This window comes from Labilibacter marinus (assembly GCF_001659685.2).
GTDB lineage: Bacteria > Bacteroidota > Bacteroidia > Bacteroidales > Marinilabiliaceae > Saccharicrinis > Saccharicrinis marinus.
Genome location: NZ_LXYE02000038.1, coordinates 129,336 through 154,749, shown reverse-complemented (window position 1 = coordinate 154,749; position 25,414 = coordinate 129,336). Strand labels below are relative to the sequence as shown.

Here is a 25,414-nt window from a genome sequence, read left to right as displayed (position 1 = left end):
AAATCGATTATTCGCAATTACCCGGGCTTATATTATGAACCTTTTTCATGGAGAGGATGTTTTTTGTAAGAACGATTACTCAAAGTTCTTTCAAAGAGGTTTGAGGTAATTGTAAAAGAAAATATTTACAAACGATTTTAAACCCTGATTATGTATTAAAACATCGTTATGAACATTGAAAACGCCCAAAAATAAGGCTTTATTGAAACAAGGCGTAGCATCGTTTTAGTGAGTTAAAGTAAAGCAAATAAGCGACTTGTTTTGGAGCGGTTTAAATGGGCGATAAGTTTTTTAATGCATTGTGCGGGTTGAACTTTGTTGTGTTTAAACAAATTAATATAATATGAAATTTAACACTGTACTTGGTCAATTACGAATACTAGCAATCGTTGAAGGAATTTCTTACCTACTGCTTATACCAACCGTTATTCTTAAGTATGGCTTTGAGATGGGACTGCCTAATAAAATTGTTGGAGGTATTCACGGTATTCTATTCATTTTATATTGTGTTTGGGTAGTATTTTATGCGATAAAAAAGAGGTGGAACTTTATAAAAACACTCATCTGCTTGGTTGCATCTTTATTTCCCTTTGCTACTTTCATTGTAGATCAGAGAATTCTTAAAAAGGAAGAAGAGAACGAATTACTAGCCGCTACTAACTAGGTGTCGTAATTAAATGTAGTCTTACCCTTTTATCAATTGCTGTTCTCTGATTGCTATTGTCAAAAGTTTTTAAATGATCCTAAATGGCTCTAGATTAATAATTTACAGAATGTAAACTAGTGGAAAATCTATATATTTTAATTTTTAGATACTAAGAGTTAACTTTGGTATTTTTTTATAACGGAATAATCCATTTTGTTTATTCAAAAATAAAGGAGAAACTAAATTACCATCTTTGAAGGAAATAATATGGATGAAAACTGAAAAAATATAAGCTAATTATCATCTAAATGATAATTAGCTTATATTAGCGCTGCCTAATATATTTAACCTTACATGATGATTACTACAAAACGCCTAAACCGAAAATTATTACTGATTAGTTTTTTTTATACTACCATAGCATGCTCACTTTATAGTCAGCAGTTTGAGCCTTTCTTCTCTTTTGGGTACGGTTCTTATAAAATGGAAGATTTAAAGAAATTTCAAGATGACATCATAAGCCAGGTTCCTTTTCCACTTAAAATAACAGATAACTTTCCTTCGTATGTAAATTACCGTATTGGATTAATGTACCATTTAGAAAATGGACAACATAAGGTTGGATTGTCGTTTGGTAATATGTCAACAGGTAGCAGAGCAAACGTAACTGACTATTCTGGTTCGTACAATATAGATCAAAAAGTAAAGGCAAGTCAGTATGGAGTAGTTTATGAAGGTTTATTATCGGAGTTTTATATATTTCAACTGGCATTCAATGCAAATGTTGGTTATTTGGCTACTTCGTATAAACTGGTAGAAGAATTTGAGATTGGACAAGAATATATGCCAAGCGATGTGGCTAGTCTGGCTTCTTCAGGTTTTTATATCGAACCTGGTTTAAAGTTGTCAGTACCCTTTCATAAATTTGTGTTTTCTGTACAGACTGGATATATGTTTGATTCAGCATCACCACTTCATTTAGAAAGTGATAAAGATTTAGAGCTACAATTAGAAGATAGGTCCATTGGAGCAGACTTTAGTGGAGTTAGATTAAATGCGGTAATTGCTTTTATAATTGGATAAAACATTTAATACTATGGCTATGATTCGTCAACAATTATATTTATTCATTATCTTTTTCGTAATAATTTGCACTTTATATTCATGTGAGTACGATCCTAACGGTGTATTTGAACAACAGGTTGAATCCCCATCTCTTCCGCTTCATTCCGAAGAAGGATTTAGTTTTTATAATAAGCTTATCAATGATACAATATATGTTCATTTTTATGAATTTCGTATGTATTACTCATGTCCCGAAGAGGGCAGAAGGGTAATGGGAGCGAGATATTCGGTAAATGGAGGTAGTATGATGGAGCTTGATAAAGATTTTGTGAGAGTAGAATTGGAATTATATGAACTGAATGAAGGGATTAATACAATACGGGTAGAATTGGCTTTTAATTCAGGAACTAAAAGTATAGCTGATTTGTCAGAAGTAGAATTCGTATCTGAAGTGTATGAATTTAAGGTTTTTAAAATTCCGATGTATTCAAGTATTGCTAATACTTTAAGCACTTCAATTGAAGATGGGGCACTTAAGTTAAGCTGGAGGCCTTATGAGTATATTGATTTTGATTATTATGAGATACTGTATACAGCACATATAAAAGATCAAAACCAAACTTATTATTATGATGAAAATTATTACGAGGGCCTCAATAAAGGTTACGAATTAAGTGTATTTGCAGGAGGAAGAGAGGTAAGTACTTATACGAGACGCGCTACATATCCATTACCTCCGTTATGGTACGAAGAAGAAGATGGTGGCTATCGATTTTATTGGAATAAAACAAAATTTCCTAAAGCAGATATTAAGTATGTAGTAGGCGGAATGTATTCGAGCACTGTTTGGTTTGAATCGGAGAACTTAAATGATACTTCCTTTTTTATTAAAGATCTTCCTTTTGGTCGAAGCCTTGAATTTAACCTTAATTTTATTGGGACGGGTGCTGATTACGAGGACGGCATGGAAGGTTCTAAAGTCACCAATATAGCTGTTGGAGAAACGACCCCTATTGAAGTAATAAATAAAAACAGGTTTTACAATAAGGAAACAGGACAAGTTGTAGTATATTTTAATTACAACTTTGCAATATATGATGAATCCACAAACAGAGTTGTTAAAGAGGCTTACATTAATGATTATGCCCGTTCTTATTTCTATGGGGCTCCATGGGCTTTGTCTCAAAATGGTAAAAAAATAGTAGGTGTCAATAGTGATTATGTGTTAAGGTTAGACCCTGAAGCACTGGAAACTGAAAGAATAATTTCTCTGCAAGAGTTTAAAGAGAAGGCTGGTTTAGGTTATGGATATTACTTTAAAAGAGTAATTGCTGATGAAATAGGCAATTATTATATCATTATATCGGATTATAGAAGTTGGTATACTTTGTATAGATACAATGAGCATTCAGAAGAGGTGACGCAAATAACGATGGAGGAAAATTATGGCTTATCTTTAAGCGACAGCGAAGTGTCTGCAGATGGTAAGTTCATCATCTTAAATAGTGGTTTATGCGCTATTGAAGGCAATACTTGTTCATTGGTATACGGGTTGGGAGAAGGGCATTTTTTACCAGAAGAGCAAACTGTATTGTTTTTTAATAATGCTGTATATAATAAGAAAAAGGAAGTACGTTATTTAGATTTAGAATCTATGCAAATAGATGAACAGCTAAGTTTTAATATTTTTCAACTGGATTCATACTCGCTAAATTTTAAGTATGCCATAGGAACCAAGAATTACTATGATCAGAATCCTTCCATTATTGATTTAGAAACAGGTAAGGTTTTACAAGAATTAAACGTAACGGATGCTTATAGTATTTGCATGTTAGCCAACTCATATATTTATGGTTATGCAGGAAGAAGAATGGCTGTGTTGGAATAAATAAGAATCTAGTCAGAAGTTAATAATCATCGCTATTAGCTACGTTTTGACTAGAAGTGCTTTCTTCATTTGAATTTTATATTATTTATGTAATTATTCAAGCAAGAATGTAATTATGAAGCTATTGTGATATGCGGTATATTGGGGTGTTCTCAACAAAAATATAACTATAAAGTTGAAAACGCTACCCTAGATTGCTTTATAAATAACATAAGGATAACAATATTGATGTAATAAGTTTAATTGATAGCCTTGCAAGAAACTGATTAACTACATTTAAAGAAACCTAAACAATGAAAGAAGTTTTAATAATAGTCCTACTATCCATTTCATTATCTATAAGCAGTCAAACAAAGTCAATATCAAAACTTGAAGTGCCTGGCTTAACTGTGAAGAATAAATCTGTATACTCAGAGGACTCAAAAATTAAGGTTATTAATAAAGATAGTATTACAATTACCCAATCAAAACATTCGAATGTAGCTTATTTTATTAATGGTGTTTTTCTGGAAGGTAAAAATATAGATTTTAACTTAAACCCTCGTAAAATTGAAGAGATAAAGGTAGAAAAGGAACCTATTCATATAGGTGGAATAGAATACGAAGGGAAAATCCTTGTAAAAACACATAGTAGTTACAAACCTAAGTTCATAACACTTAAGAAGGTTATAGATAGGTATTTAAAATTAAATGATAATCCAATTGTTTTTCAGCTTGATAATAATGTAATTGAAGCCGATTATAACAGTTATATGGTAAATGAAGATCAAATTTTAAAAATAGAGTTTGAACAGATTAAAACTTCTAATCAGAATATAGAACTGAACCTGGTAAAATTAACCTCAAGAACTAAAGAAAATATAAAAGAAGCGAATACTATTTATATCAAGTAAACTTTAATATGAAACTACTTAGCACTATTATCCTGTTCATAGGACTGTCAACCATTACGGCTTGCGCTCAAAAAACAAGTTCAGCTACTGAAAAACTACTGGCCTTAGATGCCTCTTGGGAAAAGGCGCAATTGGAAATGGACTTTGTGTACTTAGAGTCTTTATTAGCTGAGGATTTTATTTGGGTACACAACCATGCAGGCACAGTGGATAATAAGAAGGCAGTTATTGAAAGAGCTAAAAGACATTTAAAAAACAAGAACAATAATACCAAAGCGCGTACTTCTTCCGATGTAAAAGTGATCGTATTACAAGAAACGGCTATAGTGACGGGATATACAACGGTGGATAGAGGACCAAAGCCAACCAAATATCATTTTATGCGCACCTATGTAAAGGTAGGAGCAAAGTACTTGTTGTTAGCAAATCATACCATGGCTATTCCAAAAGAATGATGGCTCAATTTAGCAGTCATGCACCCACTTTTATTCAGGGGTACTTGACCATTTTTCCCATCTAATATTATCCGAATCGAATTTATCTTTTGGTTTTTCAATACCCGTTGGATAACCAATGGTGATGGCGCATAGAGGCGTAAAGTGCTCTGGAAGGTTTAACACATCTTTTATATGAGCCATATAATCTTTCCATGGATAGATGGAACGCCAAACTGCGCCTAAACCCATACCTTCAATGGCTAATAACATATTTTGAGTAGCTACAGAAGTGTCGGTAATCCAGAATTCAGGTGCTCGTTCGTCAAGCTTACTCATATCTGCACAAACTACAATGGCAGCCGGAATCCCAGCTTGTTTTATCTCTCGCATTATACTACTGTCTGTAATAGCAATAAACTTCCAAGGTCGGGTATCAATGCCCGATGGAGCCGCCATACCTGCTTTCATAATAGTCATCAAGTCTTCTTCTGAAACCGCTTTGTCCTGATAGTTCCGAACACTCTTTCTATTATGAATGACAGAAAGAATGGCTTCTTTCGGCGATACAGTTTTATTGGATAGCTCTTTTACCTGATATTTTTGTTGTACGTATTTATAAGTACTCACCAGTAATGCAATACCGAGTAATAAAGAGAGTAAATGACTTTTGCTCATGAGGTTTTTGTTTGTTTTAACAATGAAATATTAATAGTAAGTGTTTTAAAGCAAATTGCTATTGGTAGACTAAATGTAAATGACTCTTCCCTTTATCTATGAAGATAAAGGGAAGTACACCGTTAAAGCTGACGGGATGGTGATTTATTTTAATATAACTTGATAGAGATAAGCTTAGTTATTGATTTAAAACTTATATATGCAGCCTTTTTGCAAACTGGGTTTTATCCTATTCTAATTACGAGTTTTTAATTTCGTAATTACCATCGGTGCGAATGTAGATCACAGCCTCTGTGTTATTTGGGTTGCTCAATTTATGAATACCCGTTCCTTTCGAACCAAAGTAACTACCAGTTTCTAAGTCTTTGATCTTTTCTTCGCCAGGAACTTGATGTTGAATATTTCCTTGCACCACTACAGATCGCAATACAGCATCATAGCTAACTAATTCACCATTAAACCCGGCAGGTAGCTTTACCATGGTTCCGCCCAGTGCACCAGCTTTGGTATTACCCCATAAAAAAGCAACTTTAGTTCCATTTGCAGAATCATTGCTAGGTTTCACCCATCTAATGTCGGATGCATTCAGCCAGACTAAGTTGGTATGATCCACATTTACCGGTCTTTCGCCACTATCAAAATGTTCATCTGCAGGAAGCACTAAATAAGGTCCTTTATCAATTTCGATGTAAGCAAAAGTGTTGGTTCCCTTGGCTGCAGTAATGTGTACATGCCCTTTAGGCTGTGTCCAAAACGAACCCGCAGGCATCCACATATCCGCTGCATTGGGGTCATCATTATGAATCATTCCACTCATCACAATACCTCGGTAAGAAACATTGTGGATGTGAGGAGGCGAGGAAAAACCATCACTTGGCTTAAGTAAGAATCCTGTAGCTTCGGTTCCGTTTCTGTCTCCCCAAAGCGTGCCAGCCATTGGGGCTAAGTCTCCTCTTTTAGGGTTCAGGTAAGTCCAATCTACTTCCGATTTTAATACTACCTCGTAGCTTGCATCTTGTTTAAATGGAGTTTCTTTCTTTTCAGATGAATTAGGGGTGGTATTGCAAGCCGCTAATATGCTAATTAGGGCTAAATACATTAAATTTTTCATGTTATATGTTGTTAAGATTATTGATATAAATGAATAGAATAACTGCTTGTATTTACCATTTTTCGAAATGGATATTGTTCGCATCAAATTTAACCTTTGGTTTTTCTACACCTGTTGGGTACCCAAAAGGTATAACACACATTGGCATAATGTGTTCTGGTAGGTTAAGTACTTTGCGGGCATGTGCCATACGTTCCACACCAGGATATAGGGTACTCCACACACCACCTAAACCCATTCCTTCCATGGCTAATAGCATGTTTTGCGTGGCCGCTGAGGTATCGGTAATCCAAAACTCAGGAGCCTCTTCTCGTACTTTAGTCATATCCCCACATACAACAATTGCTGCTGGCGATCCATCTAAACCACGGGCATACACCAATTCTTTTCTAAGCTCCATCATGGTGTTTCTATCCTTAATAACAATAAATTGCCAAGGTTGTGCATTAAAGCCTGTTGGAGCAGCCATGCCTGCTTTTAGTATAGTAGTAATATCTTCATCCGATACTGGCTGATCGGTATAATTCCGAACACTCTTGCGGTTATGGATTACGGATAAAATAGCTTCCTCTTTACTTGATGTAGATTCTGAAGTATTTTTAATTTCATTTTTTACTTCCGCCAGTTTATAAATGCTTAAAAACAAAGCAATAGCTAATAACAAGGATAATATATGACTCTTATTCATGATTGTTTATTTTTTAAAGGGTTTTCTAATTGTTTCTAATAAATATCCTGTCGGACAAACATAGTTGCACCAAGGACGTGGTATAAATATAGAGAGCAATAAAAATGTGCCTGCTAACACCATTATAGGTATGGAGGCAGATCTAAATAAAAAGGCCGAGAATGGTTCTATATTGGTTAAGTCGAAAGCTACACCTGTAAAAAGCAACAGCATTATGCAGGCAAATACTTTTTCGCGGAGTGTAGCCAAAAACTGCTTAAGATTATTGGAAAGATTAAAACGCTTTTTTCTGATTTTGCCCAATAAATCTTGTGAGGCACCAAAAGGGCATAAGTGGCTGCAATAAAAAGCCTTGTTTGTAATAAGCGGTAGCGTTAGGCTTAAAACAAGTATGGTAAACACAAATAGTTTAGAGGGAAGGTCTATTCCGTATATAATCCAATTGTTAAAGGAAAACAAGGAGAGAAAAGTTCCCAACCAAAAGCCTAGTATAGCAACTACTAACACTAAGTATATGGTTCTTACTTTCCTTAGTTTTTTGGGAGCAAAAAACTGCAATAAAGCCAAAAGGATTAATAAATATCCTGCTATTACCTTTAGAATATATAATATATCTGTAGGTCTTTTTAAGGACACACTCTGTTGGGAGAGTTTGCCAGTGCTATGCTGAACGGTTTTAATAATAGCAGACGAGGTCAAGGTAGCTCCCGAAAAAGCATCAATATGAGTTTGGGGTAAATCGTTTAAGCTTATTTTATCCCATGAATCCAAAAATCTCGACTTTACTATTTTCTCTACAAAATCAGGCGATTCATAATTCTTCAGTAGCCTAATTCCAATAACTTTATTGTTAGTATTAAAGCCTAATAGCAAAGGAACAGAGGTAGTGTATCCTACAATAGAATCTGAACCAGGACTGGTATTATAAGCCCACCCTAGTTTATTATCATCAGCGTAAACAAGGATACTATCTTGTACAACCGTATATTTATTGGCACTGGGGTAGAGTTCTTTTATATCGCTTAAAGCAAATGCTGTAATTTGTGGTTCACCCGTATCGATTACAAATAATCGGTTTCCCAGAATACTTTCGTTTCGCATGGCAACTACCCCGAGCAATAAAGTAATCATAATGACTACATAAGCTTTTTGTAATACTTGCTTACTCATCTTTACCTTGCTCATATAGTCAACAACAATATTATAATGGCTGCTGCCAGAATAATGTTAATAATATCACTAATGCTTAGTTTTTTCATAACTGAAAGTTTAAATGACTGTTTACTTAACTAGGTACTCGTTTGTGCTAACAAAGTAAACCCAAATGCATGGTAATATTATAGTATTAACGTTGGAAATAATTGTAATATGTGGGGTTTAACATCGCGTTAACATCGCATCGAAATTTCAAGAACTTACGCGTTAATTTGGGCATAGGGGGTATATTTAAAATCAACATTGGTATTTAGTATTGTTTAGTAGGAGTCTAGTTGTAAAATAAGGAGTATTAAAAAAGTATGTATAGTTTTAAATAAATACAAAAAACAGATAGATGATGCGAAAAAGAGAGAGGAAAAACACACAAGGGCGCCTGTTTTGGGTACTATCTTTACTATTCATATTAAGCGCTTGCGGAGGAGATTCAAAGGAGGAGGAGAATCCAGCACCCCCAAATGATAAGCCAACGGCCGTAGATGATAACCTGACGGTAGAGCAGGATAGTCAACCAGGAGCAGCTAATCAAATTGATGTTTCATTAACTGATGATATTGGAGATAATGGTGGGAGTGATGATAATTATAGTTTATTGAGTGATGCTACCAACGGAAGCGTAAGCGAAATAAGTGACGGTGTATTTGAATATATACCTACTGCAAAATTTCATGGTTCAGATAGTTTTGAATATACGCTTACTGATGCTGCGGGTGAAACGGATAATGCAACCGTAAATGTGACTGTTAATAAATTTATGCCAAAGGCGGAAAATGATGACTTGACAGTAGAACAGGGCAGTAAGGCAGGAACAGAAAATCAGATTGACGTTTCTTTAACAGATGATATTGGTGGTAATGGTGGAAGCGATGATAATTACAGCTTATTAAATGGTGCCGCAAACGGAAGCGTTACAGAAATAACCGATGGTGTATTTGAGTATATACCGAATACAGAATTTTATGGAGAAGATAGTTTTACGTATACGCTTACAGATGCTGAAGGAGAAACGGATAATGCAACTGTAAATATTACGGTTAATAAGTTTATACCATCAGCTGGAGATTTTGATAATATTGATCCAAATTTACCTTCGTTTGTTTCAATATTTAATACAACACCCCAAGGCAAAGTATGGGTAAAAAAGGAAAGTATGTCAGATGAGTTTGATACTTGGGATTCTAATAAGTGGTTTAAATCAACCTGGAACTATGGCGTACCAGTATTTATGTCTCAATCGGCTGATAACTCTGGAGTAGGAGGTGGAAATCTTTGGATAAAAGCTACCTTAAATGAAAGTAATTCGGAAGGACGTTGGTTTCAAACTGCTCGAATTCACTCCAAAGCTGAAACAAGCTATCCAATGTATACGGAGGCACGCATTAAAACAGCGCATATTTCTGCTTATAATACCTATTGGTTAAATAATGGTAATTCTAGCAATAGGGATGAAATTGATATCATTGAAAACAATTCAAAACCTTCATGTGGTTGTCAGCCAGAATTTCCAACGCAGATGAACTCGCAGTATTTTCATGCCGATTCTTCAAAAGACCCAGTAGAAATTAGAAATAAGGGTAATGCTAGTCAATCGGTAATGTCGGATGCTAATCCTTTAAAAGGAGTGAAGTGGAACGAAGATTATCATACATACGGTGTTTGGTGGAAAGATGAGAAGCATATTCAGTTCTATTTAAATGGAGAGCCAGCGGGTAGTGTAACAGTTGGTCATCATCAAGATGGCACAGTATATTCTGACAGAGTATTTACTCGTGAGTTAGAGATTATCTTTGACCTTTGGACCAATGAAGCTAGCTGGTTGGGTGGACTTCCTCCAAAATCGGATTTAGCAGATAACTCCATAAATACAATGAAAGTAGACTGGGTAAGAACCTGGAAGTTAGAAGACGAATAAATCCTAAAAAGATTGAAAATATAGAAGACTCAAGTTTGCATAAAGCTTGAGTCTTTTTTTTGTCTTGATTTAGGATTCTGAAATGGTGGCTTCTATGTCGTTACCTATGCCTTTTAAATTAAAAGGTTTACGGAAGTACTTTTTTACCATGCCTAACTCAATCAGGTGGTTAATTTCATCCGTAATATCATGACCAGATAGAATGAAAAAAGCGATGGAAGGGTGCAATAGTTTAGCACTTCTAATAAAATCAGAACCATTCATGTTGGGCATCCTCATATCAGTTACTACCACAGGTATATCCGTATGTTGTTCTAATAACTTAAGTCCGCATGAGCCCGAATTGCAAGTGAGAACATCAAACCTGGTGCCGAGGTTTATTTTGAAGATTCTTAGGTTAATATCTTCATCATCTATATAGAGTATTTTGGTTTTTGGCATTTTAGTTTAGATTAATGGTAAGGTTATGGTTGCTGTTGTACTAACACCAAGCTCTGAGTCAAATTTTAATGTTCCTTGGTGTTCCTGTATAATTTTATAAGTGATAGAAAGACCTAATCCAGATCCTTTACCAGGTTCTTTGGTTGTGAAGAATGGATCTGTTATTTTATCCATATGATCCATATCAATGCCTTCACCCGTATCTTGTATGCTAATAATTAGGTTATTGTCCTTATTTAAGGTAGTTACATTTATGGTTCCTTTATCCTCTATTGCTTGACAAGCATTGGTTAGTATATTTATAAATATTTGATGAACTTTTCCAACGTTACCCATCACATTGTATGAAGCTGCATCATAATCTCTAATTAATTCAATTCGCCCCTTTGTGAGGTGTTTTATCATTAAAATACTATTGTCTAAAATAGAGTGTATATCACAGTTCTCATCAAAAGTATTTTTGGTACGGCTAAACTGATTTAAACCCGAAACAATTTCAGCAGCTCTATCAACACCCGTTTTAATGCTGTACATTAGCACTTCTATATCTTCACTTTTTTCACCTTGCTGATCAAAATAAGATTCTAGACCCGTATAGCCACCTAATATATAATTGAGTGGATTGTTGATTTCGTGAGCAACACCGGCAGTTAAAATTCCCAATGAAGCCATTTTCTCTTGCTGAACTAAGGTAGATTGGGTTTCTTTTAACTGGTTGATGGTTTTTTGTAGTTCTTCTCCTTGTTCAGATAAGGTGGTGTTTTGAAGAAGTATTTCTTTTTGCTTGTCCTTTAATTCAATTTTCTGATTTTCTAGTACATCAATGGCTTTGCTCAACTCGCTTGTTCTTACTTTTACCAGACCTTCCAGTTTTGTGTTTTGCTTGCTAAGCGATCTGTTATATAGCTTAACAATGAGTGTGATAAAGATTAATATGGCGGTTATATAAACAATATAGGCTATTCTGGTTTCGTACCAAGCAGGTTTAATAACAAAAGTGTAGGAGGCGGTGCTGCTTAGGTTGCCAAATACGTTTTTAGCCTTTACTTTAAAAGTGTATTTACCACGAGGTAGTTCACTATATAGGGCAGACGGCACTTTAGTCCATGGGCTCCATGCCTTATCAAAACCTTCAATTTTGTATTTATACTGCGTTTGTTGTGCGGCTTCTAAAAATGTAGCGCTAAAATATATTTGAAGCGAATTGAATTTCTTCTTGAGTTCAGGAATGTAATGTTTTGGTTGATCTTTTACAATCTTATTCTCATCTGCATCAAGGTATGTTCCATTAAAAATAAGAGAATCATTTGTTGGTATTACTACTTTTCGAATAGCTACATCAAAAGGCTTAGAATAATCTTTTTCTTTAAAAGTATCGTAAATTAAAATAGATTCGCTGGCACCAATATTTATATATCGCTGATCACGAATAGATACAGAGAATATTTCATTTAATATATTAAAAGGTTTTTCAATGAGTTGAGATGAATCTCCTTTTGCATGGTAGATACCCGTTTTGTCGCCATGTACAAAGAATTGATTTTCTTTAATTTGCTCAATGCCTATGATAGACAAGGAATCTTCGTTAATAAATCTATTCCAATATGTATCGTGGTCAAAAGTTAGTTTAGTTTCTTGATTGGGCTTATAAATTCCTTTTTGTGTAAAGATATTTATCTGGTTATTAAATTTAGTTACAAAGGCACCTTGAATTTCAGCAGGTAATCCATCTGAAGTTGAAAAACGTGTAATACTATACTTCTCCAAACTTTTGTCTTCAAACTTAATCAGACTAATTCCTTCGTTATAAGAAGCTAACCAAAGGTCACCATTCGAATCAAAAGTCATTGACCTAATTTGACTGATGTTATTTTTAATTTCAAAGGTTTTACTAATTTCTAATTTCTTGTTGGTACAATTATCTTTAAAAGTACAAATAACCAAAGCTTGATTTTGTCCTACTGCTAACTTGTTGTTATATCGTTTATCATATGCAGTGCAAAAAGCTCTGGATTTGGATAATAGCTTATGATTTACACCATTTATTATTTCCGACAAACCATTAACATCGCATACCAATAGATGATCATTTACAATATTAAAATCCTCACTTTTTTGAATGCCTTTTACCTGTTTTACTTCTTTATTAATACGATTCTTAGTTGAAGGATTCTCAGAAAGGTAGTACGTGTTTATACTCGTTCCAATGTATAGTTTTTTATCATGAAATATAGAATTAACCACATCCCCAAAAAGACCTTGTTTTCTGCTGTAATGAGATATGGGGTAGCTAATATCAATTCTGGATACTCCTCTTTTTGTGGCCGCCCATAGGTTACCCTCTCTATCTAAAGAAAGTGCATACACGCAATTGGAGGATAAACCTTTACTTTCGTTGATTACTTTAATTATAACACCATCATTATCGACTAAAGCTATTCCTCCAGAATAAGTGGATATAGCCATCTGTTGCTTACCTATAGGTGTAATGGAATGTCCAAAGAATTGATCTATAAATGCTTCCGTTTCTTTGGGGAATTGATAAGAAACAAGCTTGTTTTGCAATAAGTCGTATTTATATGTTTTTTTATCACTACTAGTAGATAATAGCAGTTTATCTTTTTCGTTTTGAACGATGAAAAAGCTACCTCGTTTAAATTTATTAACAGCCTCACAGCCTGGTAGTGATATAATGGAAGTGTCGTTAATGTACGCTAGTCCTTTTTCTTTGTCTTTAATATAAATGGTATTGTCTATATAAAAAGCACTCGGAGATTGCAGTTGAACCGAGATGGTATCAATCTTATTGTCTTTATATCGGAAAATATAATTGTTAGCAAAAAAGTATACCCCGTTAGCCGTGTTAAAGGTTTTCCAAACGCTTTGGTAATAAGAAAAATTTTCTGGCAATAAGTGTTGAAGAGAATTATATTTGAGCGAACCAATGGAGTCTGGTTTAAAAAATCCAAATTCATTTACAGCACCAACATATATAATACCATTGGGCCCTGTATCTATAGATCGAATAACCGATTTGTTTGGAACCTGATGCATTCGCCACGAATTGCCATCAAATTCGAGCAAGCCATGGCGATCGCCAAAAAACATAATGCCTCTTTGGTCCTGGGCTATTGACCAAATAAATTTACTGCCATGATTATCATTAGGATCAAAATTCTCAATAAAAGGAGAGCCTTGTAATTGAATATTCTGGGCAATAGAAATATGGTTAAGTGCTAAAGAAAAAACTAAAGCGCAGATAAATTTTAAATACAACTTCATTATAAAATACAGGATGCTAACTCAATATGTTTAACCATATTTATGGTCAATGATTTCGCGCCTAAGATACTAAAAGTTTATAGCTTATTGTATGATTTAAGTAGTGAAAGCTATTATGGCTGAACAATTTGTTCTATTATTTTATTCGTTCTAGCAGCAGATTCTCCTGTACTAACACAATTTGTTCCATTTAATATACTTTCAGTAACTTGTTTAATTAAATTATGTTGAATATTCTCGGGGTTTAAATACGGGAATTCAATGACTCCATTATCCTTGATGAGTTTGATTGGCTGATGGTTAAATCCACTAAATAATATGGAGCCTTTGGTGCCAATAATTTCCATGCTGTCTTGCGCTGCATCTCGGTGTGTAACAAAACTCCACATACCACTTCCTACTACACCATTTGAAAATTTAAACGATGCACAAACCGTATCCTCAGTATTGTACCAGCTGTTATTGTTGTTAGCAAAACCTTTAAAATCAGTTATTGGACCAAATAAAAAATCTAAATAGTCAAGCTGATGCGATGCTAAATCATGAAATATACCACCTCCTGCAATTTTAGGATCTACTCGCCACGAATTACTTTTTTCGGCTTCATTTGCTTCTCGCGATAAGCGAATATTACAAGTCAAAACCTGCCCAATGATATTTTCATCTAACAATTCTTTCACCTTTAAAAAGCCCGGTAGCGTTCTCCTATAATAGGCAACATATAACGGTACGCCTGTTTCTTCCGAAACTTTCAGCATTTCTTTACATTCTTGATAGGAAGTAGCCATCGGTTTTTCAACATAAACAGGCTTGCCTGCACGCATGGCTGCAATGGCGTATTGCGCATGGGTTGATGGAGGAGTAGCTACATAAATGGCATTCACCATTTCATGATTGATTAATTTTTCCGCCTTATCAAAATAATAAGGTACCTGATGACGTTCAGCGTAGTCTTTCGCCTTATTTAAATCTCTTCGCATCACCGCAATCAGGGTCGATTTTTCAACTTTGTTAAATGCAGGGCCACTCTTTTTCTCGGTTACATCACCACAACCAATTATTCCCCAGTTAATTGTATTTATCATTTGAATATTGTTTTTTTATAGATACAAAAGTTATAATTTTGGCTGGTATCATTTATCAAAGATATTGAATTTTGGAGCAGGTAAAAGGCGAAAAAACAAATATAATTCAAGAAGATTGTTTCTACGATATTATAGGCGATGTTCATGGTAACGCTAACGAACTAGAAGAGCTATTATTAAAGCTGGGTTATAGAAAAATGTATGGCGTTTGGCGTCATGAGCATCGTAAAGCCGTTTTTGCAGGCGACTTTATTGATAGAGGCCCTAGTTCTAAAAGAGTTTTGGAGATTGTTCGTAATATGGTGGGCTATGGTTTTGCATATGCCATATTAGGAAATCATGAGCTAAATGCCCTTTATCACTTTAGAAAAGGAGAAGACGGCAAACCTATAAAAAAGCTATCTGAATCTGGCAAAAAGATGGCAGAGAAGGTTAAAAGAGAATTTGTGGGCGAAGAAAAGCTTTTCAAGTCCTATTTAAAATGGCTGCGTTCATTACCTATTCATTTAGATTTTGGAAAGTTTAGGGTGGTTCATGCGTATTGGAATGATGAGTATGCTGCCGTAATTGAATCGTACAGAGAGGAAGGTAGATTCCGAAAAAAAATACTGCCTTTAATGGCAGATTGTAATCACCCACTTGGAAATGCAATAGAAAAATCAACTAAGGGAATTGAAATAAAATTACCGAACGATTTGATTATTAAAGATTCTGAAAATAATAGGCGTAATAATTTTAGAATTAAATGGTGGGAGTCAGCTGAAGATAAAACCTTTTTTGAACTCAGTTATGGTAATAAATTCAGATTGCCAGATTACACCATACCTAAGGAACTTTTATTTCCGTATCGACGATATACAGAAAAGGAACCTTTGGTGTTCTTTGGTCATTATTGCATGAAAAAAGAAAATATGGTTCCTCGCCATAATATTTGTTGTGTCGATTCATGTATTGCTAGTGGAGGTGCATTGGCGGCATATCGATGGAAAGGAGAGGAAGAGGTGCAGACAGAGAACTTTATTTTTGTTAATCCAGGCAATGAATTAAAGAAGAGTTTACTATCCAGATTAAAGCTATAGGATAGTAGAATTTGTATTATTCTTCAATTCTCATCCATTTATTAAGTTAAAAAAAAGTGAAAGAGGCTTATGGTTCTAGCTGAATCCGCTAAACTTATTATATTTGTTCGGTTAAATATGGTAGGTGAAAAATCATTGTGCCGAGTTAATATTTTATGAGAAAATTTTTTTGCTATTTATATATCCTCTTTTTATTAGGTATTGGTACTAATACAAAGGCCCAGATTGATACCGATAGAGTATTGATTATTGGTAGAAACGCTTTGTATTATGAGGATTACGTTTTGGCTATATCATATTTTAATAAAGTTATTCGTGTAAAACCGTATTTGGCAGAACCTTATTACTTTAGAGCTTATGCTAAGTATAGTTTAGATGATTTAAAAGGTGCCGAAAATGATATGACCAAAGCCATTGATATTAGTCCGTTTCATGCTGGTTTTTATCGCTTTAGAGCGGACATAAGAAATAGGTTTGGTGATTATGATGATGCGATTGATGATTATGCAAAAGGCTTAGAGATTAGTCCCCAAGACGAAGGTATTTTTTTTAATAGGGGCTTGGTTTATATGAATCTTAAGGAATACGAAAAGAGTGTTGAAGATTTTACCTCCGTTTTAAAAATAGATAATGCACAGTATGGAGCATATATCAATAGAGCTATTGCGAAGCTTAATTTAAAAGATACTATTGGTGCTGTTACGGATATGGATGAAGCCATTGAAGTAAACCCATTAGTGGCCGATGCTTACCGTTTTAGTTCATCCATTTATTATGAAATAAATCAATTTGATAAAGCTTTAGCTCGTATTGATGAAGCTATAAATTTAGATCAGCATGAAGCATCATATTATATGATGAGAGGTGTTATTCGTTATCAAACGGATGATTTGATGGGAACCATGGGGGACTTTGATAAAGTGATTGAGTTGCAGCCGCAAAATACAATGGCTTATGCTAATCGTGGTATTCTAAGAGTGGAAGTGGGAGATGTAAATAATGCCATTGACGACTTTTCGAGGGTGCTGGCTTTAAATCCTAATGATTTACTAACACTGTTTAATCGGTCTTTGCTTTATATCCGAGTTGGTCAATATAGAGATGCTATTTCTGACTTAAATCTTATCATTGAGCATTACCCAGATTATCCCAATGCTTATATGGCTAGGTCGCAAGCACACAATGGACTAAACAATACGGCTGCTGCGGGTAAAGATTATAATATGGCTTATAAGCTGGAGCAAGACGGACGTAAAAAGGCGGCACAAGCAGCTAAGAGTGGTAGCTCAAGTAAGCCTAAAAAGACCAGAAGTGAGAAGGATGAAGATATTAATAACCACGATAAGATAGCGGTGCTGGACGACTTTGGTGTTGAAGAAACCGAAGTTGAAGAAATTGATAACCTACGTGGTAAAATTCAAAACCGTAATATAATTATTGATTTGGAAACGGTTTATGGCTTAACCTTCTTTTCTGTTGATTCTTTGGTAAACAGAACAAGGTACTTTAAGCCTACTGTAACTCAGTTTAATCAGCGTAAAAAGTTTGGTCGACCACTTGTATTCTCTAACAGAGAAGCCGAGAATGATGGAGAAAAAGCTTTAGAATATTTTACTACCATTAAAGAAATAAGCGAAGATTTAAAACAAGAGCCAACAAGTGTAGATTTACGTTATACCAGAGCTATTTTGTATGGTGTTGTATTAAATTACAGTAGTGCTATTAATGAGTATGATGATTTGATTAAAAGCAATCCGAAAGGCAACGTTGGCTTATTCTCGTATTTTAATCGCGCATATATACGCTATAAGATGGTTGAAATGATGCAAACTTTTACCGAGGAGGAATTGCCTGCCAATCTATTAGCAAAACCATTATCATCATCTACAACAACTAAAAAAGATACTAAAAAGGGTGACGGGGTAATTCAACAAATGCTGGATTACGATCTAATAGAACGCGACCTTCGAAAAGTACTAGAAATAGATCCTAAGTTTGAGTTTGCTTATTATAATTTGGGAATCCTTCAGTGTATTCGAAAGGATTATGAAGGAGCAATTGAGTATTTTAATAAAGCCATAGAATTAAATCCATTTTTTGCGGAAGCCTATTTTAATAGAGGTTTAACGCAAATTTATTTGAAAGAGGACGAAAAAGGAACCCTAGATTTAAGTAAAGCGGGTGAGCTTGGTTTATATAAAGCCTATAACGTTATCAAACGTTATGGTATGCAACGTATTGCTGAGCAAGAGGAAAAGGAAGAGGAGAAAGAGGAATAAATGGAGGAATGGCTCGAAAATATTGATACAGATAATAACGAATTTCAGGATGCACTAAAGCTGGTGCAATATACCAATCGCTCCGTTTTTTTAACAGGAAAGGCTGGAACAGGAAAGAGCACCTTTTTAAAATACATTTGTGCTCAAACGCATAAAAAACATGTAGTGGTTGCACCTACGGGAATAGCAGCTATTAATGCAGGTGGGCAAACCATGCATTCTTTCTTTAAAATCCCATTCAGACCAATATTACCTGATGACCCAGACTTGAGTACCAAGGATGGTCGTATATATGATTTTCTTAAATACAGAAAAGAGCACCAAAAGTTAATACGTGAATTCGAGTTGTTGATTATTGACGAGGTTTCTATGCTTCGCGTGGATATACTTGATTTTATAGATAGGGTATTACGTGTTTTTTCGGGTAATATGCAGCTTCCTTTTGGAGGCAAACAGTTGTTAATGGTGGGTGATGTTTTTCAGTTAGAACCAGTTGTACGAAGAGAGGAGTGGGGTATATTAAAGCGTTTTTATCAAACACCGTTTTTCTTCTCGGCCAGAGTGTTTCGTAACTTACCCATGGTTCAAATAGAGCTGAAAAAGGTTTATCGCCAAAGCAACCCTGAGTTTGTTAATTTGCTGGATAGAGTGCGCGTGAATGCCGTTAAACAGGATGATATTAGAACCATCAACCAGCGCTATAGCCCTACTTATAATGCGCCCATCGATGAGCTTTTTATCACCTTGGCGACCAGACGCGATACAGTTGACTATATCAACGACCATAAACTGGCTGAACTCGAAGAAGAAGAAATTACCTTTGAAGGATATATATCAGGTGAGTTTCCTGAATCTGCTTTACCAACTCCGCGTCAGTTAATTTTAAAGGAGAATGCGCAGGTAATGTTTATTAAAAATGATTCTCCCGATAGAAAGTGGTTTAATGGCAGCCTAGGCAGAATTGATGAAATAAACGAAGAGGGCATTTACGTTAGGTTGGAGAATGATGAGATTCATCTGGTTGAAAAGGAAGTATGGCGTAATGTACGATATAAATACGATGAGAAGAATAATCGTATTATTGAGGAAGAAATAGGTTCATATCAGCAATACCCGTTAAAACTGGCTTGGGCTATTACAGTTCATAAAAGTCAGGGTTTAACCTTTGATAAGGTGATGATTGATTTCTCGGGAGGTGCTTTTGCTGGTGGGCAGTTGTACGTTGCATTGAGTCGTTGCCGATCATTGGAAGGTATTATCATGAAGTCGCAAGTAACTCCTCGCGATGTAATTGTGAAAAGAGAATGTGTTGATTTTTCGCGTAAGTCAAACAATAAAATGCAAATTAAGGAGAGCCTGGATTCTGCGCATGCAGATGACAGTTATAAAAGTGCCTTAAAAGCGTTTAAAAAGAATGACTTTAGAACATCGATGCAAGAGTTGGGTAAAGCGGTTAGTAAACGAAATGATCTTACAAAACCAGTTGTATTGCGGTTTATGGCTAGGCAACTTCAGGTAATTCATAAGCTTCGCAATAAAGTAAAAGAGCTAGAAAATAGAGAAAAAAAGAGAAATAAGCAGCTAAAAGACTTTTCACGAGAGTACTTTTTAATGGCTAATGAATGTTTGGTGAAAGCTAAGGATAGGACAGCAGCCATCGCTAATTTAAACAAAGCCATATTATTAAGTCCCGATTTTTTTGATGCTATTTTTAAAAGGGCTGGTTTAAAGGTAGAAACACAAGATTTAGAAGGTGCTGATGAAGATTATTCCTTAGCTCGAAAATTAAAACCGCGTACTTTTAAAGTATATTATAATAGAGGTAGAACACGTATTTTATTGCGTAATTATAACGGTGCCTACAACGATCTTAAAAAAGCTACGCACTTAAAAGATGATCATGCAGATGCTTATTATTACTTATCAGAGGTCTGCGAAAAAATGGGAGAGAAGGATGAAGCCGAGCGATATAGAAATATATCTGAGAACTTAGGTTTTGAGGAGGGAGATGAATAGAAGACCAAAGCAATTGGTTTGATCTTCTATTACAGCTTATTATTTAGTTTGAGCCTTTATATATTCAGCCACTGCTTTATGTCCCTTTGAGTTAGCAAAATCCAAAGAAGATTCTCCATCTACATCAACCATACTTAAATCAGCACCATGGGCTACCAAAGTTTTAACCACCTCAAGTTGGCCTTCTGCAGCAGCCATCATAACTGCTGTCCAGCTTTCCTCATTGTCAACCATGTTCGGATTTGCACCTGCTTCTAATAAACTTAAAACCGTAGGCACAAAATCGCCCGTTGAAGCATACATTAAAGCAGTTCGGTTAATATTATCTACAAGATTTACGTCAGCTCCTTTTTCTATTAGTAAGTCCACAATAGAAGTGTGCCCATTATAAGCCGCCAACATGATAGCTGTACGTTTATTTTCATCAATAGAGTTAGCATTGTAACCGTTATCTAAAGCACCTTTAATAGTGGCGATATTACCTTCTAAAGCAGATTCCATAATGAATGGAATATCAAATACTTTCTCTGCTTTAATTTCAGTTTTATCGGCAACAACGGTATCTGTAGCTTCTTTTTTATTGGATTTAGTATTGCAACTGCTAACTATCGATGTGATTAACAGGATGGCAGCAAAATAATAAAGTCTGTTCATGATGTTGTTTTTCTTAACTTTTTTTTAATTGAAATTCAAAAGTAATACATAAATGCAATTTATTGAGATAAAAGGACTATAAAAGCTAATTTATAAGGAATACCCAATATATAAAATAAGGATACATAAGTTTAATAACCTAGTAATTAAGTAGAGCTTTTGATTAAGCGCTTTAATTTATAGATAAATGTATATCTCTACATATGTAATAAGATACTAAAAATTATACTTTTGTGATATTATATTATCTCATGGGTCTATGGAGGATTTTCTTGTTTTTTTTGTGGTGATGTCTTTGATGTTACCAGTTGGTTACTTTGCCTTAAAGATTGTTTTTAAAAAATCGATTATATTTTCGCTTTCTTGGCTTAATCTGCTCATAGTTTATTTTTCTTCCTTAATATATTTTGCTGTAGGCAGTTTTGGTTTGATTCACTTATTCTGGGGTTTGCCTGTAGTGAGTGCTATAACAGGTGGTTTTTATTTAAGAATTAAAAGTAAGGTACAACAACCCCTATTACAAACGGTAGATCAATTGGGTAAAATAGCCGATGGTGATTTACAAATAGGCAATGTAAAAGATATAGATCATCAAAATAACGAGTTGGGGTTACTGACAGGAAACATTCAAAAACTGGTATTAGTATTAAAACATCTGGTTAAAGAGATTAATAAAAGTTCTAAGAAATTATCAAAATCAAGTGTACTTTTAGCCAATAATACGCGCAGTTTAGCTAATGATACGAGTAAACAAGCTGCTTCTAGCAAAAAGCTGGAAAGTACTATGGGAGATATCGCTAATCGGGTCGGAGAGAATGCCCATAATGCTTCTCAAAGTAATGAGTTGTCTCAAAAAAATATGGGAAGATTACAAGAATTATTCTCATTGTCGAAGGATTTAATTATCATGGTGGATGAGATTTCGAGTAAAACCATAGAGATTGATGATATTGCTAAGGGAACGAATATATTAGCTTTAAATGCAGCCATTGAAGCAGTAAAGTCAGGTGCCTCAGGAAAAGGTTTTACAGTTGTAGCCACTGAGATTCGTAAATTGGCTGAACGAAGTAAAGAAACAGCAGAACAAATCACAGATCTTTCAGCAAATAGTAAAAAGCTTGTGGGTAAAACAGGTGAATTATTTGAAGATATGTTACCACAAATGGAGAATAACTTTAATATGGTAGCTGAGATTTGCGATGCAAGTTCAGACCAAAAAGTTAGTGTTGAAGAGGTTAATTATTCATTGAAGGAATTGAATCAGATCAATGACAATAATGTCTCCATTTCTGAGGATATAGCTTTTACTACGGAGCAATTAAAAGATTTATCTAACCGTTTAAAAGAAAGTTTACACTTTTTTAAGGTGGATGAAACTAGCACCAAAGAAAGAATGAAAAAAGCAAAGAATAAGCAGCAAAAGAAAACTCCTGTTATGCAGGAAGGGAATTCAAAAGTTCAGACAAGCCCTGAAGGAAGCTTGGTATAACATACAATACTCATTAAATGAATAAATAAAGCCACAAAATAGAGATGCTATTCTGTGGCTTTGCTATTTCGGTTTAATGTGAAATTACTGAACAGATAAGCTGACGGTTAACGTAAAAATGTCATCAATTACTTTATCTCCTAAGTTATCAAAAAATGACTTTGAACCGTAACGAATATCATACTTAGCGCGATCTACCTTTAATACAGTTTCGTATACTTTACCTGTTTTTTTAACTTCAAATTCAATCGGGTGCGAAGTGCCTTTAATCGTTAAGTCACCTTTAACTACGGCTACACCTTCAACAAATTTACCAGCACTGGTTACTTTTAAATGAGCTGTTGCATATTTATCAACGCCAAAAAAATCATCTGATTTAAGGTGACCAATTAACTTGGCTCTATATTCGTCACTTTCAATATCGTCATTGGTTATTGAGTTCATATCAATAACAAAGTTACCTTCTTTAATAACATCATCTTTAACGGTAAATGACCCTTCCTTAAATTTTATGTGGCCATCATGAGCACCGCCAATTTTCTTTCCTTCCCAATGAATTTTGGATGTTTTAGTATCTACTTGATACGATTGTGCAAAAGTGGATGTTGCAACCAATAATGCAACTGCTGCGAATAAAAATTTAATTGTTTTCATCATTTTTAGTGTATTCATTTTATATTAATTATTCTTTTTCTAACCTCATTTAATAATTCATGGGTATCTCCATCAGTAACAACTTAGCACTACTTTTAGTTTCAATATCAATGCTTTCTGCTTCCGTAATACCTATGGCATCTCTTGTTGTAAGTGTATGGTCAGCCACTTTTATTTCTCCTTCAATCAGCATTAAGTATACACCGCTTGTTTTATTATTCAGATTATAAGTAGCATTTTTGCCAGCTTCAAAATTGCCCATGTTAAACCAAGCATCCTGATGAATCCATACACCATCATCATCTTTATTAGGACTTAGAATCTGGAATAACTCATTCTTTTTTTCTAGGGTACTTATGCTAATTTGGTCATACCTGGGTTCAACATTTTTTACTTTAGGAAATAACCATATTTGAAAAAGCTTTAGTTCTTCGTCGCTACTGTTGTTAAACTCACTATGAAAAATACCGCTTCCTGCACTCATCACTTGAATTTCTCCTGCCTTAATAACAGATTGATTACCCATACTGTCTTTGTGGGCTATCATTCCTGACAAAGGAATAGTGATTATTTCCATATTATCGTGTGGATGCTCTGGAAAACCAGCTCCAGCTGCAATGGTATCATCATTTAAAACGCGTAGTGCACCAAAATTTACTTTCTTGGGGTCGTAATAGTTGGCAAAACTAAACGAATGTCGGGCATCTAACCAACCATGGTTGGCATGACCTCTATCTTCAGATTTAAATAATTGCACTTTCATAACTGTTGTTTTTATTTGATACAAACATACAGCATGTTGGGTGAGGAAGGATTGCAAAAATCAGTTGATGAATTGCAATAATCAGACTTAAAGGTATTTTATTGCTATTTTCTACTGGCAGTTCTAAACGAACCAGGGGTTTGTCCGGCTAGTTTCTTAAAAAAGTTACTAAAATGAGCAGGTTCTTCAAAGCCTAAATGATAGGCCAGTTCTTTATTGCTTTCTTCGGTAAAAAGAAGCATACGCTTGGCTTCAACCATTAGTCTATCCTGAATAAACTCCTTTGCAGACTTATTGGTTTGTGATTTTACGTACTTATTTAAATAGTCGCTGCTAACCGATAAACTATTGGCGTAATCAATCACCTTATGCAGCTGTTTATAGTGTTGCTCAATTAAATTTTTAAAATTTACAATCAGGTTATTAATACCCGAGCTGTGCATGTTCGACTCTAATTTAGGCTGAGAACACAAAGTGGTAATGTTGATGAAAAACAATTTTAAGATAGCACCTAAAGCTTCATATTTATAAGCAGTATCATTTTCTATATAAAAGCTAAACTGTTGTATGATGTTCTTAAACCTATCATATTCTTCCATACTTAATTTTAGAGGAGGAGAGTCGCCATAAGTATTGTATAAATAAACCTGATTAATAAGTTCTTGAAGAATGTTGTTTTTAAGTAAAAATTCACGCGTAAAATTCATCACCCAACCGATGGGTCTGCTTGGGTTTATTACTTTATGCACCTGACCAGGATATACAAAATGTATAGATTGATCTTCAATAGGAAACTCCTTAAAATCGATGGCATGACTACCATTGGCTTTTTCAAAAACAACAATGGTATAATAATCGTGCCTATGCGGCGCATCACTGATACCGTTAAACTTATCGTGCAAGTCGCCAATATCTTTTAAAATAAAATCTACTTTTTCACCTTCGATATTAGTAAGTCCGTATGTAGCTATTTCGTTATGCATAATCAAATAACACTTTAGGTTAAAAGTAGTTTAATTTGTTGATTGTTTAATAGAGCTTGTTATCCGATAATACATATGGTGCGCTTGTGAAATTTCATTTTTGGCATAAAAAAAAGGGTCGTGCTACTTACCTTGTAAGTGCCGACCCCCATCATATCC

At 34.7% G+C, this 25,414-nt stretch carries 21 protein-coding genes; 10 read left to right on the top strand and 11 right to left on the bottom strand.

The genetic code is table 11. The features are described 5' to 3' along the window. The first annotated feature begins 343 nt into the window (after positions 1–343). The 5 genes from A8L32_RS16220 (at position 344) to A8L32_RS16200 (ending at position 4,947) form a co-directional block, all read left to right on the top strand. A complete protein-coding gene (locus A8L32_RS16220; protein ID WP_066631939.1) occupies positions 344–664 on the top strand; it encodes a DUF3817 domain-containing protein in 321 nt (106 codons plus the stop codon). A 339-nt stretch (positions 665–1,003) separates the two neighbouring features. After that, entirely contained in the window at positions 1,004–1,729 is a 726-nt protein-coding gene (locus A8L32_RS16215; protein ID WP_066631937.1) for a hypothetical protein, read from the top strand. Positions 1,730–1,748: 19 nt separating this feature from the next. After that, positions 1,749–3,599, top strand: a complete 1,851-nt coding sequence (locus tag A8L32_RS16210; protein ID WP_143525141.1) for a hypothetical protein — start codon at positions 1,749–1,751, stop codon at positions 3,597–3,599. Between the two features lie 293 nt (positions 3,600–3,892). Beyond that, complete coding sequence (locus A8L32_RS16205; RefSeq protein ID WP_066631922.1) at positions 3,893–4,492, top strand: hypothetical protein; 600 nt, start codon at positions 3,893–3,895, stop codon at positions 4,490–4,492. A gap of 8 nt (positions 4,493–4,500) precedes the next feature. Then, positions 4,501–4,947, top strand: a complete 447-nt coding sequence (locus A8L32_RS16200; protein WP_066631918.1) for a nuclear transport factor 2 family protein — start codon at positions 4,501–4,503, stop codon at positions 4,945–4,947. A gap of 30 nt (positions 4,948–4,977) precedes the next feature. Here the strand turns inward: A8L32_RS16200 and A8L32_RS16195 are convergent, their stop codons facing one another. From A8L32_RS16195 to A8L32_RS16180, 4 genes are all read right to left on the bottom strand, one after another. Beyond that, positions 4,978–5,604, bottom strand: a complete 627-nt coding sequence (locus tag A8L32_RS16195) for a nitroreductase family protein (RefSeq protein ID WP_066631917.1) — start codon at positions 5,602–5,604, stop codon at positions 4,978–4,980. A gap of 238 nt (positions 5,605–5,842) precedes the next feature. Continuing rightward, complete coding sequence (locus A8L32_RS16190) at positions 5,843–6,715, bottom strand: DUF4437 domain-containing protein (RefSeq protein ID WP_143525140.1); 873 nt, start codon at positions 6,713–6,715, stop codon at positions 5,843–5,845. Positions 6,716–6,767: 52 nt separating this feature from the next. Next, positions 6,768–7,403 (bottom strand): nitroreductase family protein, encoded by a 636-nt coding sequence (locus tag A8L32_RS16185; protein WP_066631916.1) that lies wholly within the window; start codon positions 7,401–7,403, stop codon positions 6,768–6,770. 6 nt (positions 7,404–7,409) lie between these two features. Further along, positions 7,410–8,573 (bottom strand): 4Fe-4S binding protein, encoded by a 1,164-nt coding sequence (locus tag A8L32_RS16180; protein ID WP_158027258.1) that lies wholly within the window; start codon positions 8,571–8,573, stop codon positions 7,410–7,412. 382 nt (positions 8,574–8,955) lie between these two features. Here A8L32_RS16180 and A8L32_RS23555 point away from each other — a divergent pair, with 382 nt between their 5' ends. Next, positions 8,956–10,530, top strand: a complete 1,575-nt coding sequence (locus tag A8L32_RS23555; protein WP_158027257.1) for an Ig-like domain-containing protein — start codon at positions 8,956–8,958, stop codon at positions 10,528–10,530. Positions 10,531–10,599: 69 nt separating this feature from the next. Here A8L32_RS23555 and A8L32_RS16170 read toward each other — a convergent pair whose 3' ends face one another. From A8L32_RS16170 to A8L32_RS16160, 3 genes are all read right to left on the bottom strand, one after another. Continuing rightward, entirely contained in the window at positions 10,600–10,971 is a 372-nt protein-coding gene (locus A8L32_RS16170; protein WP_066631912.1) for a response regulator, read from the bottom strand. Between the two features lie 6 nt (positions 10,972–10,977). After that, positions 10,978–14,253: an ATP-binding protein gene (locus tag A8L32_RS16165; protein WP_066631910.1), complete on the bottom strand. Its 3,276-nt coding sequence runs from the start codon at positions 14,251–14,253 to the stop codon at positions 10,978–10,980. 113 nt (positions 14,254–14,366) lie between these two features. Continuing rightward, entirely contained in the window at positions 14,367–15,338 is a 972-nt protein-coding gene (locus A8L32_RS16160; protein ID WP_066631908.1) for a Gfo/Idh/MocA family protein, read from the bottom strand. Positions 15,339–15,409: 71 nt separating this feature from the next. Between A8L32_RS16160 and A8L32_RS16155 the strand changes: the two genes are divergently transcribed. From A8L32_RS16155 to A8L32_RS16145, 3 genes are all read left to right on the top strand, one after another. Further along, the gene (locus A8L32_RS16155) at positions 15,410–16,417 is read left to right on the top strand and encodes a metallophosphoesterase (protein WP_233145497.1); all 1,008 of its coding nucleotides are present in this window, start codon (positions 15,410–15,412) and stop codon (positions 16,415–16,417) included. A 155-nt stretch (positions 16,418–16,572) separates the two neighbouring features. Continuing rightward, the gene (locus A8L32_RS16150; protein ID WP_066631907.1) at positions 16,573–18,696 is read left to right on the top strand and encodes a tetratricopeptide repeat protein; all 2,124 of its coding nucleotides are present in this window, start codon (positions 16,573–16,575) and stop codon (positions 18,694–18,696) included. Beyond that, positions 18,697–20,712 carry an AAA family ATPase gene (locus tag A8L32_RS16145; protein WP_066631905.1) on the top strand — a complete coding sequence of 672 codons (2,016 nt, stop codon included), beginning with the start codon at positions 18,697–18,699 and terminating at the stop codon, positions 20,710–20,712. Between the two features lie 39 nt (positions 20,713–20,751). Here the strand turns inward: A8L32_RS16145 and A8L32_RS16140 are convergent, their stop codons facing one another. Further along, entirely contained in the window at positions 20,752–21,366 is a 615-nt protein-coding gene (locus A8L32_RS16140; protein ID WP_066631903.1) for an ankyrin repeat domain-containing protein, read from the bottom strand. 259 nt (positions 21,367–21,625) lie between these two features. Between A8L32_RS16140 and A8L32_RS16135 the strand changes: the two genes are divergently transcribed. Then, complete coding sequence (locus tag A8L32_RS16135) at positions 21,626–22,855, top strand: methyl-accepting chemotaxis protein (protein ID WP_066631900.1); 1,230 nt, start codon at positions 21,626–21,628, stop codon at positions 22,853–22,855. Between the two features lie 84 nt (positions 22,856–22,939). Here the strand turns inward: A8L32_RS16135 and A8L32_RS16130 are convergent, their stop codons facing one another. From A8L32_RS16130 to A8L32_RS16120, 3 genes are all read right to left on the bottom strand, one after another. After that, complete coding sequence (locus A8L32_RS16130) at positions 22,940–23,527, bottom strand: YceI family protein (RefSeq protein ID WP_198931799.1); 588 nt, start codon at positions 23,525–23,527, stop codon at positions 22,940–22,942. A gap of 31 nt (positions 23,528–23,558) precedes the next feature. Further along, positions 23,559–24,272, bottom strand: a complete 714-nt coding sequence (locus tag A8L32_RS16125; RefSeq protein WP_066631898.1) for a pirin family protein — start codon at positions 24,270–24,272, stop codon at positions 23,559–23,561. Positions 24,273–24,376: 104 nt separating this feature from the next. Further along, positions 24,377–25,255: an AraC family transcriptional regulator gene (locus A8L32_RS16120; RefSeq protein ID WP_066631893.1), complete on the bottom strand. Its 879-nt coding sequence runs from the start codon at positions 25,253–25,255 to the stop codon at positions 24,377–24,379. Positions 25,256–25,414 lie beyond the last annotated feature (159 nt).